10 protein-coding genes and 1 pseudogene are annotated in these 12,381 nt (G+C 74.7%); 2 read left to right on the top strand and 9 right to left on the bottom strand.

Annotated elements, in window-relative coordinates; genetic code table 11:
- The 3 genes and pseudogenes from ACFUVW_RS14960 to aceA form a co-directional block, all read right to left on the bottom strand.
- Positions 1 to 246: pseudogene (locus ACFUVW_RS14960) on the bottom strand (hypothetical protein); the annotation flags it as partial.
- Between the two features lie 55 nt (positions 247 to 301).
- Positions 302 to 2,041, bottom strand: a complete 1,740-nt coding sequence (gene aceB, locus ACFUVW_RS14955; RefSeq protein ID WP_430572116.1) for a malate synthase A — start codon at positions 2,039 to 2,041, stop codon at positions 302 to 304.
- Positions 2,042 to 2,100: 59 nt separating this feature from the next.
- Entirely contained in the window at positions 2,101 to 3,411 is a 1,311-nt protein-coding gene (aceA, locus tag ACFUVW_RS14950; protein WP_430572115.1) for an isocitrate lyase, read from the bottom strand.
- Between the two features lie 160 nt (positions 3,412 to 3,571).
- Here aceA and ACFUVW_RS14945 point away from each other — a divergent pair, with 160 nt between their 5' ends.
- On the top strand, positions 3,572 to 5,080 hold the full coding sequence (locus ACFUVW_RS14945) for a helix-turn-helix domain-containing protein (RefSeq protein WP_430572114.1): 1,509 nt from the start codon (positions 3,572 to 3,574) through the stop codon (positions 5,078 to 5,080).
- Between the two features lie 15 nt (positions 5,081 to 5,095).
- Here the strand turns inward: ACFUVW_RS14945 and ACFUVW_RS14940 are convergent, their stop codons facing one another.
- A complete protein-coding gene (locus tag ACFUVW_RS14940) occupies positions 5,096 to 5,773 on the bottom strand; it encodes a helix-turn-helix domain-containing protein (RefSeq protein ID WP_430572113.1) in 678 nt (225 codons plus the stop codon).
- A gap of 130 nt (positions 5,774 to 5,903) precedes the next feature.
- Here ACFUVW_RS14940 and ACFUVW_RS14935 point away from each other — a divergent pair, with 130 nt between their 5' ends.
- Positions 5,904 to 7,448, top strand: a complete 1,545-nt coding sequence (locus ACFUVW_RS14935) for an MFS transporter (RefSeq protein ID WP_430572112.1) — start codon at positions 5,904 to 5,906, stop codon at positions 7,446 to 7,448.
- A gap of 20 nt (positions 7,449 to 7,468) precedes the next feature.
- Here ACFUVW_RS14935 and ACFUVW_RS14930 read toward each other — a convergent pair whose 3' ends face one another.
- The 5 genes from ACFUVW_RS14930 to ACFUVW_RS14910 all read right to left on the bottom strand — a co-directional run.
- Complete coding sequence (locus ACFUVW_RS14930) at positions 7,469 to 8,671, bottom strand: acetyl-CoA C-acyltransferase (protein WP_430572111.1); 1,203 nt, start codon at positions 8,669 to 8,671, stop codon at positions 7,469 to 7,471.
- Positions 8,668 to 9,324 carry a 3-oxoacid CoA-transferase subunit B gene (locus ACFUVW_RS14925; RefSeq protein ID WP_430572110.1) on the bottom strand — a complete coding sequence of 219 codons (657 nt, stop codon included), beginning with the start codon at positions 9,322 to 9,324 and terminating at the stop codon, positions 8,668 to 8,670. The genes ACFUVW_RS14930 and ACFUVW_RS14925 overlap by 4 nt, the downstream gene beginning before the upstream one ends.
- 3 nt (positions 9,325 to 9,327) lie before the next feature.
- The gene (locus ACFUVW_RS14920) at positions 9,328 to 10,134 is read right to left on the bottom strand and encodes a CoA transferase subunit A (RefSeq protein ID WP_430572109.1); all 807 of its coding nucleotides are present in this window, start codon (positions 10,132 to 10,134) and stop codon (positions 9,328 to 9,330) included.
- A 41-nt stretch (positions 10,135 to 10,175) separates the two neighbouring features.
- Positions 10,176 to 11,570: a short-chain fatty acid transporter gene (locus ACFUVW_RS14915; protein WP_430572108.1), complete on the bottom strand. Its 1,395-nt coding sequence runs from the start codon at positions 11,568 to 11,570 to the stop codon at positions 10,176 to 10,178.
- A gap of 76 nt (positions 11,571 to 11,646) precedes the next feature.
- Positions 11,647 to 12,381: SDR family NAD(P)-dependent oxidoreductase (locus ACFUVW_RS14910; RefSeq protein WP_430572107.1), on the bottom strand; the 735-nt coding region annotated here is incomplete at its 5' end.

Here is a 12,381-nt window from a genome sequence, read left to right as displayed (position 1 = left end):
GTCCGTGAGGACCTCCGGTGCGCGGCGGGCGCGGACCGCACGGATGCAGGTGTCGCAGGCGGCGATCCGCAGTTGCTCCCGGCGGCCCACCGGACGCCAGGGGACGCGGCGGGCGGCGGGGCCGTGCAGCGGGTGGAAGAAGCACAGCGGCAGCGCGGCCGGAGTGGGGGACAGTGCCGCCCGCCCCTCGGCCACCAGCGCGAACACGCCGGCCAGGTCCGGGACGCCGCGTGCGCGGTCCAGCACGTCCCCGGGCGGGGTTCGTGCGCAGCCGCGTGCCCGGCGCCGTCCGGGCGGACGCTCAGCCCGCCAGGTAGCGGGCGTACGCGCCGGTGGTGAGGAACGGCGGGAACTCCTCGCCCAGCGCCACCTCGCGAAACAGCGCTGCGGCGTCCTCGAACCGGTCGCCGGCGAACCGGGGCAGACCGCGCAGGACGTCGCGAAGCACGGCCTCGCAGCGCACGCGGGTGATGGGCAGGCCGTCGTCCGTCGTCGTGCCGGACGCGACCCACTGCCACACCTGGGACCGGGAGATCTCGGCCGTGGCCGCGTCCTCCATGAGGTGGTCGATCGCCGCCGCGCCCGTGCCGCGCAGCCACGACTCGATGTAGCGCAGCCCCACGGAGACGTTGGTCCGCAGCCCGGCCGCCGTGACCGTCGCACCGCCCCGCCGCGCCGAGGCGACGTCGAGCAGCTCGGCCTGGCCCACCTCGACGTCGTCCCGCCGGCGGTCGACCTGGTTCTCGCGCTCGCCGAGCACCTCGTCGAACGCGCCGCGCGCCACCTCGACCAGGTCGGGGTGGGCCACCCAGGTGCCGTCGAAGCCGTCGTGGGCCTCGCGCGTCTTGTCGGCCCACACCTGCTCGACGGCGCGCTCGGTCACCTCGGGGGAGCGGCGGTCGGGGATGAAGGCGCTCATGCCGCCGATGGCGTGCGCCCCGCGCTTGTGGCACGTGGCGACGAGGAGCTCGGTGTACGCCCGCATGAACGGCGCGGTCATCGTCACCTGGCCGCGGTCGGGCAGCACGTACGACGACCCCCGCGTGCGGAAGCACTTGATCACGCTGAACAGGTAGTCCCACCGGCCGGCGTTGAGGCCGGCGCAGTGGTCGCGCAGCTCGTAGAGGATCTCCTCCATCTCGAACGCGGCGGGCAGCGTCTCGATGAGCACCGTGGCGCGGATCGTGCCGCGGGGGAGGCCGAGCGCCTCCTGCGCCGCCTCGAAGACCTCGTTCCACAGCCGTGCCTCGCGGTAGCCCTCGAGCTTCGGCAGGTAGAAGTACGGCCCGCGGCCGCGGGAGACCAGCTCGTGGGCGTTGTGGAAGAGGTACAGCCCGAAGTCGACGAGCGAGCCCGACGCCGGCTGCGTCGACCCGTCCGGGCCGGTGTAGGCCAGGTGCGACTCGAACAGGTGCCAGCCGCGCGGCCGGAACACGATCGTCGGCAGCTCGGTGAGGTCCGTCGAGCGCAGCTCGTACCGCTTGCCGGCCGGGTTGGTGAACGTCAGCGTGCCGCGGATCGCGTCGTGCAGGGCGAGCTGGCCCTCCACCACGTTGCGCCACGTGGGCGACTGCGCGTCCTCGGCGTCGGCCAGCCAGCACCGGGCGCCCGAGTTCAGCGCGTTGATGGTCATCTTCGGGTCCGTCGGGCCCGTGATCTCGACGCGCCGGTCGCTCAGCCCCGGCGCCCCGGCCGCGCCCGCGACCCGCCAGGACGGGTCGTCGCGCACGGGCCGGGTGGCGGGGTGGAAGTCCGGGTCGTCGCCGTCCGCGATGCGTCGCATCCGCCGCTGACGCTCCAGCAGCAGCTCGGTGCGGTCGTCGGCGAACCGGTCGTGCAGCATCGCCAGGAACGCCAGCGCCTCCGGGGTGAGGATCTCCTCGTCGCGCGGCCCGAGCGGGGCGGTGACGGTGAGGTGACCCTCCGCGAGCGACGTCCCGCCCCAGACGAACGGGTCGGTCGCCGTGTCGGCGAGCGGCGTGCCGACGGCGGGCGCGACGGCGGGCACCGGGGCGGTGGTCGGGGACGTGAGCGTGGTCATGGCGTGCCTCCGGTCTGTCGGGGCTGAGCGGGTGGGGGAGGTTCAGAGCCGCACGGCTCTCAGAACTGCGCGGCCTCGGTGGAGCCGGCGAGGGCGAGGGTGGCGGCGTCGGGGTTGAGCGCCGTCGACACGCGGTCGAAGTAGCCGGTGCCGACCTCGCGCTGGTGCTTGGTCGCGGTGTAGCCGCGCTCCTCGGCGGCGAACTCGGCCTCCTGCAGCCGCACGTAGGCGGACATCTGCTCGCGGGCGTAGCCGTGGGCGAGGTCGAACATCGAGTAGTTGAGGGCGTGGAAGCCGGCCAGGGTGATGAACTGGAAGCGGAAGCCCATGGCGCCCAGCTCGCGCTGGAACTTCGCGATGGTGTCGTCGTCCAGGTGCTTCTTCCAGTTGAACGACGGCGAGCAGTTGTACGCCAGCATCTGGTCCGGGAAGTCGGACTTCACGGCCTCGGCGAAGCTGCGCGCGAGCTCGAGGTCGGGGGTGCCGGTCTCCATCCAGATGAGGTCGGCGTACGGGGCGTAGGCCTTGGCCCGGGCGATGCACGGCTCGACGCCGTTGCGGACCTCGTAGAAGCCCTCGCCCGTGCGGCCGCCGGTGAGGAAGGGGCGGTCGCGCTCGTCGACGTCGGACGTGAGCAGCGTGGCGGCCTCGGCGTCCGTGCGGGCGATGACGACGCTCGGCACGTCGGAGACGTCGGCCGCGAGACGGGCCGCGTTGAGCGTGCGCACGTGCTGCTGCGTCGGGATGAGCACCTTGCCGCCGAGGTGGCCGCACTTCTTCTCGCTGGCGAGCTGGTCCTCCCAGTGCACGCCCGCGGCGCCCGACGCGATCATCGACCGCATCAGCTCGTACGCGTTGAGCGGGCCGCCGAAGCCGGCCTCGGCGTCCGCGACGATCGGGGCGAGCCAGTCGCGCGTCGGGGCGCCGTTCTCGGAGACGTCGATCTGGTCGGCGCGCAGCAGCGCGTTGTTGATGCGGCGCACGACGGCGGGCACGGAGTTCGCCGGGTACAGGGACTGGTCGGGGTAGGTCTGGCCCGCGAGGTTCGCGTCGCCGGCCACCTGCCAGCCCGAGAGGTAGATGGCCTGGAGCCCGGCCTTCACCTGCTGCACGGCCTGGTTGCCGGTCAGCGCGCCGAGCGCGTTGATGAAGTCCTCCTCGTGGAGCTGTCGCCACAGCCGCTCGGCGCCGCGCCGCGCCAGGGTGAACTCCTCGCCGACCGAACCGCGCAGCGCGACGACGTCCTCGGCCGTGTAGGTGCGCTCGACGCCCGCCCAGCGGGGGTCGGACGCCCACTGCTCGGCCAGCGCGGCGGCGGTCTGCGTCTGGTCGCCGGTGGCGGTGGTGCGGGGCTCGAGGGTGGCGGTCATGTCGTGCCTCTTTCGTCGCTCGGTGTCGCTCGGTGTCGCATGGCGTGGTGCCGATGACCACGACCCTCGCCTGCCGCACCACCCTGCCGCCAGGAATTCTGGAGAGAAATTCCGAGGTTCTTCTCCTGGACGGAAGGTGTGGCGCGTGTCACCCTCGAGCATGGCCATCTCGACCGACAACCGGCCCGGTACCCGGGACGACGCCACGCTGCCGACCGGCATCCCGATCGAGCACGAGGCGGACGCCCTCACGATCGGCCGTCGTATCCGGCACCTGCGCACCCGCCGTGGCATGACCCTCGAGCAGCTCGGAGAGGCCATCGGACGTGCGCCGTCGCAGGTCTCGATGCTCGAGAACGGCAAGCGCGAGCCCACCATCGCGCGCCTGCAGGCGGTGGCCCGCGCCCTCGGCGCGAGCGTCGAGGACCTGCTCTCGGCCGAGGCGCCGTCGCACCGCGACGCCCTGGAGATCGAGCTGGAGCGGGTGCAAAGGGGGTCGCTCTTCTCCGCGCTCGGGGTGCGCCCTGTGAAGGTGGGCAAGTCGCTGCCGTCGGACGCGCTCGAGGCGATCGTCGGGCTGCAGCGCGAGCTGGAGCGGCTGCACTCCGAGCGGGCGCTCACCCCGGAGGAGGCGCGCCGCGCGAACACCGAGCTGCGCGCCGACATGCGCGCGCAGGACAACTACTTCCCCGACCTGGAGATCGTCGCGCGCGGCCTGCTCGACGACGTCGGGCACGGCCGCGGGCCGCTGCCGCAGCGGGCGGTGGGGGAGCTGGCCGCCCATCTCGGCTTCTCGATCCACTACGAGCCGGACCTGCCGCAGTCCACGCGTGCCGTCATCGACCAGCTGCACCGCCGGGTCTACCTGCCGAGCAACGGGATCCGGGGGCGGTCGGAGGCGCGCTCCGCGGTGCTGCAGGCCCTCGCCTCGCACGTGCTGGAGCACGCCGAGCCGCGCGACTACCGCGAGTTCCTGCGCCAGCGCGTCGAGGCGAACTACCTGTGCGCGGCGCTGCTGGTGCCCGAGCGCGAGGCGGTCAAGCAGCTGCGCGAGGCCAAGGAGCGGCGGTCGATCTCGCTGGAGGACCTGCGCGACGCGTTCGCCGTGTCCTACGAGACGGTCGCCCACCGTTTCACGAACCTGGCGACCCGGCACCTGGGCATCCCGGTGCACTTCATGAAGGTCCACGAGTCGGGGGCGATCCACAAGGCGTACGAGAACGACGGCGTGCGCTTCCCGGCCGACCCGCTCGGCACGGTCGAGGGGCAGCACGTGTGTCGGCACTGGACGGCCCGCGTCGTGTTCGGCATCGCCGACCGGCTCAGCCCGTACTACCAGTACACCGACACCCCGACCGGCACGTACTGGTGCACGTCGCGCGTGCAGGACACGGCCGACGGGCGGTTCTCGGTGAGCGTCGGGGTGCCGTACGCGCAGGTCAAGTGGTTCCTGGGTCGGGAGACCACGGCGCGCAGCACGTCGCGCTGCCCCGACGAGAGCTGCTGCCGGCGGCCGGCGGAGCCGCTCGCCCGCCGCTGGGGCGGGCACGCCTTCCCGAGCGCCCGCCCGCACGCGTCCATGCTGGCGGCGATGCCGTCCGGCGCGTTCCCCGGCGTCGACACGACCGAGGTCTACGAGTTCCTGGAGCGGCACGCGCCGCAGGAGTGACGGGCGGGACGGCGCTCAGTCGTGCCAGGCGCCGACCCACTCGTCCCAGCGCGGCCCGTCGCCGAGGCCGACGTCGTCGCGTGCCCGCGCGCGCAGCCCGGCCAGGACGAGGCGGAGGTAGCGCAGGTGCAGGGCGTCCGCCTCGGCGCGGGGGAAGGGGAGCGCAGGGCGCAGGTGCAGCAGCAGCTGCATGACGTCGGCGGTCGTGAAGCCGGCGGGCAGGACGCCCGCGGCGCGGTCGTAGGCGACCAGCCGCTCGAGCCCGACGCGCAGGTCGCGCGTCGCGGCGGCCAGGTCGGCGGTGAGCGGCCCGCCCGTCCCGGGAGGGCGCAGCAGCGGGCCGGTGGCCTCGGCGATCTGCCGGGCCAGGAACGTGCCGACGGCGCCGTCGTCGGTCGAGGGGCCGGACACGTACCCGTCCGCGACCTCGCTCGCGAGGCGTGCCGCCTCGCGGACGGCCTGCACGTGGAGCGCCTCGACCAGCGCCTCCTTGGTGGGGTAGCGGCGGTACACCGAGCCCACGCCGACGCCGGCGTGCCGGGCGACGTCGGCCATCGAGGCGCCGTGGCCCTGGGCGGCGAAGACCTCGCGCGCGGCGGCCAGCACGGCCGTGTCGTTGGCGCGGGCCTCCCGCTTCCGGCCGGGCAGCGGACGGTCAGCGCGCTCGTCGGACGGGTCGGCGGGGGAGGGCATGGGCACACGGTAGCCCGCGGCCGGATGTTAGGGTGAATCGGAACGACGGTTCCGTTCCGATTCGTTTCGCCCGATCCCGGCCCCGCGCGACGAGGCGCAGCCACCCTCCACACAGAGAGCGAGCCCGCCCGTGCCTCCGTCCCGCCCGGCGCCCGACGTCGCACCCGACACCGCACCCGACACCGCACCCGACACCGCACCCGACATCGGACCCGACATCGGACCCGACATCGGACCCGACATCGGACCCGACATCGGACCCGACATCGCAACCCACGAGGCCCACGGCGACCCGACCGACAGCACCGTGGTGCGCCGCCCCGGGCTCGTGACCCTCGCGCTGAGCGCCGCGGTGCTGGCGTTCTCGCTGATGCAGACGCTCGTGGTCCCGGCCCTGCCGACCCTCGGCCGCGAGCTCGGCGCGACGGCGCAGGGGACCGGGTGGATCCTCACGGCGTTCCTGCTGGCAGGGGCGGTCCTCGCGCCCGTCGTCGGCAACCTCGGGGACCGGTTCGGCCACCGCCGGGTGCTGCTCGGCACCATCGTCGTGTTCGCCGCGGCGACCCTCGTGGCCGCGGCGGCCCCGAACCTCGGCGTGCTCCTCGCCGCGCGCGTGGTCCAGGGCGTGAGCACCGCGACCTTCCCGCTCGCCCTCGCGCTGGCGCGCTCCCTGCTGTCGGGGCAGCGGCTCGCGGCCGCGTTCGGCTGGATCCCCGGCATGATCGGGCTCGGCGCGGGCGCCGCGCTCGTGGTGGGAGGCGTGGTCGTCGACGCCCTGGGCTGGCGCTGGCTCTTCGTGCTGGGCGCGGTGCTGATCCTCGGCTCGGGCGCGCTGGTGGCCGCGTGGGTGCCCCGCGGCGGAGCGCCCGCCGTGCGGCGCCGGACGGACTGGGCCGGCATCGCGCTGCTCGCGGGCGGGCTCGTGGGCGTGCTGCTCGCCGTCTCGCAGGGTGGCGCGTGGGGCTGGACGTCGGCCCGGACGGTCGTCGTCGGGGTGGCCGGCGCGCTGCTGCTCGCCGCTCTGGTCCTCGTCGAGCGCCACACCGCCGCGCCGGTGGTCGACGTGCGCACCTTCCGGCACGGGCCGATCGTGCTCGTCAGCCTGCTCACCGTGGCCGTGGGGTTCGTGCCCTACGTCTGCTACGTCGCGCTGCCGCTGCTCATGCAGGCGCCGGCGGGCACCGGCTACGGGCACGGCATGAGCGTGACCGTCTCCGGGCTGGCGATGCTGCCCAGCGCCATCCTCGTCTTCCTCGGCGGTCGCGCGACGCCGGCGCTCGTGCGGCGGGTCGGCCCGGGCGGCACGGGGGCGGTCGCCGCGGCCGTGATGCTCCTCGGGGCCGTCGGGCTGGCGCTGTGGCCCGCGACGCCGTGGGCGGTGGTCGTGGCGTTCTCGGTGCTGGGCCTCGGCAACGGCATCGGGTACGCGATCTGCGCCCAGCTCGTCGTCACCTGGTCGCCGCCCACCGAGACCGGAGCGGCGACCGGGCTGAACAGCGTGGTCCGCACCGTGGGCTCCGCGGCGGCCGCCCCGGTGGTCACCGCCCTTCTCGCGGCCGGCACGGCCGACCCCGCCGGCGCCTACTCCGCCGCGTTCTGGGTCGCGGCGGCGGCGAGCGTCGTCGGGGTGCTGGTCGCCCTCGTGCTCGTGGCGCGCTCGCGCCGGACCGCCTGAGCGGGCCGGCGCGAGCAGCGTCACCCCTCGAGCAGCAGCGCCTCGCCCTGGCCGCCGCCCCCGCACAGCGCGACCGCGGCCCGGCCGCCGTCCCCGGCCCGGCGCCGGCGCGCGAGCTCGTGCGCCGCGTGCACGACCAGGCGCGCGCCGGACGCGCCGATCGGATGGCCGAGCGAGATGCCTCCGCCGTGCGGGTTGACCCGCTCCGGGTCGACGCCGAGCCGCCGCGCGGACACCGCGACGACCGCGGCGAACGCCTCGTTGAGCTCGACGAGGTCGAGGTCGCCCGGCGCCCAGCCCTCGCGCGCGAGAGCGGCCTCCACGGCGCGCGCGGGCTGCGAGTGCAGGGACGTGTCCGGGCCGGCCACCTGGCCCCACGACCGCAGGGTCGCGAGGACCGTCGCCCCCGCCGCCGCGGCGCGGTCACGGGTGGTGAGCACCAGCGCCGCCGCGCCGTCGGACAGCTGCGAGGCGTTGCCGGCCGTGATCGTCCCGTCGGGGGCGAAGGCGGGGCGCAGCCGGGAGAGCCCGTCGACGGTCGTGTCCGGGCGCACCCCCTCGTCGGCACGCACCACGACCGGCTCCCCGCGCCGCTGCGGTACCGCCACGGGCGCCAGCTCCGCGTCGAGCAGCCCGTCCTTCGCAGCGGCCGCCGCGCGCTGGTGCGACGCCGCCGCGAGCGCGTCCTGCTCGGCGCGCGTGACGAAGACGTCGCCCGCGTTGAACGCCTCCGTGGCGAGCCCCATGGCGCGGCCGTCGAACGCGTCGGTGAGGCCGTCGCGCGCGACCGCGTCGAGGAGCGTGGCGTCGCCGTACCCGACGCCGGACCGCGCGCCGGGGACCAGGTGCGGGGCGCGCGACATCGACTCCTGCCCGCCCACCAGCACGACGGACGCCTCGCCGGTCCGCAGCAGCCGCGCGCCGTCGATCACCGCCGTCAGGCCGGACAGGCAGACCTTGTTCACGGTGACGGCCGGCACCTGCAGGCCTACGCCCGCCGCCACCGCGGTCTGCCGGGCGGGGTTCTGGCCGGCCCCCGCCTGCAGCACCTGGCCGACGACGACCGCGTCGACCTCAGCGGCGAGCTCACCTGCGGCGTCGAGCGCGGCCCGCGCGGCGACGGCACCCAGGTCCACGGCGGTGAGCGGCGCCAGCGCGCCGCCGAGCCGGCCCTGCGGGGTGCGCGCCGCGGCCACCACGACGACGTCGCCGGGCGCGTTCATGCGACGGCCTCCGCCGCGTCGAGGGCGACCGTGACGGGCGCACCCGTCGCCGCCACCACGTCGTCGACGGCGACACCCGGCGCGAGCTCCCGCAGCACGAACCCGTCGGCCGCGACGTCGAGCACGGCGAGGTCGGTGATGACGCGGTGCACCACGCCCCGCCCGGTGAGCGGCAGCGTGCACTCGGGCAGCAGCTTGGGCGAGCCGTCCTTGGCGGTGTGCTCCATGAGGACGATCACCCGCCGCGCGCCGTGCACCAGGTCCATCGCGCCGCCGGGCCCCTTGACCATCTTGCCGGGGATCATCCAGTTGGCGAGGTCGCCGCCGGCGGAGACCTGCATGCCGCCGAGGATCGCGGCGTCGATCTTGCCGCCGCGGATCATGCCGAAGCTGGTCGCCGAGTCGAACACGGAGGCGCCGGGCAGCAGGGTGACGGTCTCCTTGCCGGCGTTGATGAGGTCGGGGTCCACGTCGGCGTCCGCGGGGTAGGGGCCGACGCCGAGCAGGCCGTTCTCGGACTGCAGCACCAGGTGCCGCCCCGCCGGCACGTGGTTGGGCACCAGCGTCGGCAGGCCGATGCCCAGGTTCACGTACCAGCCGTCGGCCAGCTCGGCCGCGGCGCGCGCGGCCATCTCGTCGCGGGTGAGCGGCACGGCTCAGCCCTCCTTCGTCGTCGGGGTGGTGGTGCGCTTCTCGATCCGCTTCTCGCCGTCCGGCACGTGCACCACGCGGTGCACGAACACGCCGGGCAGGTGCACGTCGTCGGGGTCGATCTCGCCCGGCTCGACGAGCTCCTCGACCTGGGCCACGCACACCCGGCCCGCCATGGCGGCCAGCGGCGAGAAGTTCCGGGCGGAGCGGTGGAAGACGAGGTTGCCGTGCCGGTCGCCCCGCGCCGCGTGCACGAGGGCGTAGTCCGTGGTGATCGCCTCCTCGAGCACGAACTCGGCGGGACCGTCCGGGGTCGCGAAGGTGCGGACCTCCTTGCGCAGCGAGGCCACCGCCACGCCGCCGGCGCCGTCGTACCGCTGCGGCAGGCCGCCGTCGGCCACCTGGGTGCCGACGCCGGTGCGGGTCCAGAACGCCGCGATCCCGGCGCCGCCCGCGCGCAGCTGCTCGGCGAGCGTGCCCTGCGGCGTGAGGACCAGCTCGAGCTCGCCGGCCAGGAACCGCCGCTCGAACTCCTTGTTCTCGCCCACGTACGAGCTGGTCATCCGGCGGATGCGTCCGGCCCCCAGCAGCAGGCCCAGGCCCCAGTCGTCGACGCCGCAGTTGTTGCTCACCACGGCCAGGTCCGTGGTGCCGCGGGCGAGGAGCGCCTCGATCAGCGCGACCGGGTTGCCGCACAGGCCGAAGCCGCCCACGGCGAGCGTCGCGCCGTCGGGGACGTCGGCGACGGCCGCGGCCGCCGTCGCGACGGTCTTGTCGAGACCGGTGCGTGGCCGGTCGGTCATGAGGGTCATGAGGGTCCTTTCCGTGGGACGGGCAGGGGTCGCCTGCGGGCTCAGCCCGCGCCGACGATCAGGAGGGTGGTGGCGAAGACGAGGCCCGAGGCGATGAGCGTGACCGTCGTGTAGCCGAGGATGTCGCGGACCTTGAGCCCGGCGATGGCCAGCAGCGGCAGCGCCCAGAACGGCTGGATCATGTTGGTCCACTGGTCGCCGTAGGAGATGGCCATGATCGCGACGGCCGGGTTCACGCCGAGGTCGTTCGCGGCGTCGAGCAGGATCGGCGCCTGCACGGCGAACTGCCCGCCGCCCGACGGCACGAAGAAGTTCACGAGCCCCGCCGACAGCAGCGACAGGACTCCGAACGTGCTCGGCGTCGAGATGCTCACGAACCAGTCGGACAGGACGGCGACGAGCCCGGTGGCCGTCATCATGCCGAGGATGCCCGCGTAGAGCGGGAACTGCAGCAGGATGTCGCCCACGTTGGCGGCCGCGGCCTTGACCAGCGCCATGAGCTCGAACGGGTTGCGCACCAGCAGCAGGATCAGCGCGAGGAACGTCCAGTTGACGATGTCCAGCGTGGGCGTGCCGCCGCGGGTGAAGTAGACGACGAGGTACGCGACCACGGCGACACCGACGAGGCTCGTGATCCACCGGGAGGCGTCGAGCCGGTCGGCGGGCGTCTCCACGGCGTCGTCCACCTCCACGTCCTTCTCGCGGGCGTCGACGTCGAGCGTGACGATGCGGTCGGTGCCCCGCGGCGCGACCAGGGCGAGGGCGGCCGCCACGACGACGATCGTGGCCACGGCGGCGGCGACGTTCCACGTCGCGAACGTGGTCTCGCCGACGGGCACCGTGGTGCCGAGCTGGGTGGCGATGAACGAGCCCTCGGTCGCCGCCGTCAGCGGGCCGGAGCCGGTGTAGCCCATGTGCCAGACGACGAAGCCGGAGAAGCCGGCCGCCACGAGCAGGGGGAAGTGCACGCGCATCCCCTTCTCCCGCGCCTGGGCCGCGACCTCGCGGGCGAGGATGCCGCCCACGACGAGGCCGAGCCCCCACTGCAGCAGGGAGGCGACCGCCGCGACGACGAACACGAAGACGTACGCCTGCAGCGCGGTGCGCGGCACGGCGCCGAGCCGCGCGAGCAGCCGGCGCACCGGGCGGGTGTTGGCGAGCATGTGCCCCAGCAGCAGGATGAGCGCCATCTGCGTCATGAAGGCGAGCAGCCCCGCGAGGCCGTCGCCCCAGGCCATCAGCACGTCGACCGGGCCGGCGTCGGTCAGGACGAGCGCGAGGACCGCGACCACGACCGTGAGGACGATCGCGAAGACGAGCGCGCTGGGGATGAAGCGCTCGACCAGGGAGTTGAGCGGCCGCATCGCGCGGGCGAACGGGTTCCGCGAGGGGGGTGGAGTTCCCGGCGACGTCGTCGTGGCCTGGGAGCTGCTCATGGGTTGACCTCCGTGTCGTCGTCGACGTCGGGAGCGCTCCGTCGCGCCCCCGGCATCCTGTGACCCTGCCCCAGGGTCAGTGCGCGGTCCAGCCGCCGTCGATCGTCCAGGACGCGCCGGACACCATGGCGCCGTCGGGTCCGGTGAGCCACCCGACCAGCGACGCGACCTCCGCCGGCTCGACGAGCCGCTTCACCGCGTGCTCGGCGAGCATCACCTCGGCCAGGACGTCGGCCTCCGGGACGCCGTGCACGGCGGCCTGGTCGGCGACCTGCCTCTCCACGAGCGGGGTGCGCACGTAGCCGGGGTTGACGCAGACGCTGGTGACGCCGTGCGGCCCGCCCTCGAGCGCGACCGTCTTGGACAGCCCCTCGAGGCCGTGCTTGGCGGAGACGTACGCCGACTTGAACGGCGACGCGACGAGCCCGTGCACGGACGAGACGTTGACGACCCGGCCCCAGCCGCGGGCGTACATGTGGGGCAGCGCCGCCCGTACCAGCAGGAACGGCGCCTCGAGCATCAGGCGGTGGACGAGCCGGAAGTCGCCAGGGGCGAAGTCCTCGACCGGGCTGATCCGCTGGATCCCGGCGTTGTTGACGAGGACGTCGACGTCGAGGCGCAGGTCGTCGAGGGCTGGTGTGTCGGCGAGGTCGACGACCCACGCCTCGCCGCCGAGCTCGTCGGCGAGGCGCTTCGCGCCGTCGGGGTCCACGTCCGCGACGACGACGTCGGCGCCGCGCGCGGCCAGCTCCCGTGCGCACGCGGCGCCGATGCCGGAGGCGCCGCCGGTGACCAGCGCCCGGCGCCCGGC

The sequence above is a fragment of the Isoptericola sp. NPDC057391 genome (assembly GCF_042668085.1).
Lineage (GTDB): Bacteria > Actinomycetota > Actinomycetes > Actinomycetales > Cellulomonadaceae > Isoptericola.
This window is presented reverse-complemented; position numbering and strand designations above follow the sequence as displayed.

What these genes read in the sequence shown, in the direction of transcription:
- aceB (WP_430572116.1), bottom strand. Translation starts at nt 2,041, where the DNA reads ATGACCACGCTCACGTCCCCGACCACCGCCCCGGTGCCCGCCGTCGCG.
- aceA (WP_430572115.1), bottom strand. Translation starts at nt 3,411, where the DNA reads ATGACCGCCACCCTCGAGCCCCGCACCACCGCCACCGGCGACCAGACG.
- ACFUVW_RS14945 (WP_430572114.1), top strand. Translation starts at nt 3,572, where the DNA reads ATGGCCATCTCGACCGACAACCGGCCCGGTACCCGGGACGACGCCACG.
- ACFUVW_RS14940 (WP_430572113.1), bottom strand. Translation starts at nt 5,773, where the DNA reads ATGCCCTCCCCCGCCGACCCGTCCGACGAGCGCGCTGACCGTCCGCTG.
- ACFUVW_RS14930 (WP_430572111.1), bottom strand. Translation starts at nt 8,671, where the DNA reads ATGAACGCGCCCGGCGACGTCGTCGTGGTGGCCGCGGCGCGCACCCCG.
- ACFUVW_RS14920 (WP_430572109.1), bottom strand. Translation starts at nt 10,134, where the DNA reads ATGACCCTCATGACCGACCGGCCACGCACCGGTCTCGACAAGACCGTC.
- ACFUVW_RS14915 (WP_430572108.1), bottom strand. Translation starts at nt 11,570, where the DNA reads ATGAGCAGCTCCCAGGCCACGACGACGTCGCCGGGAACTCCACCCCCC.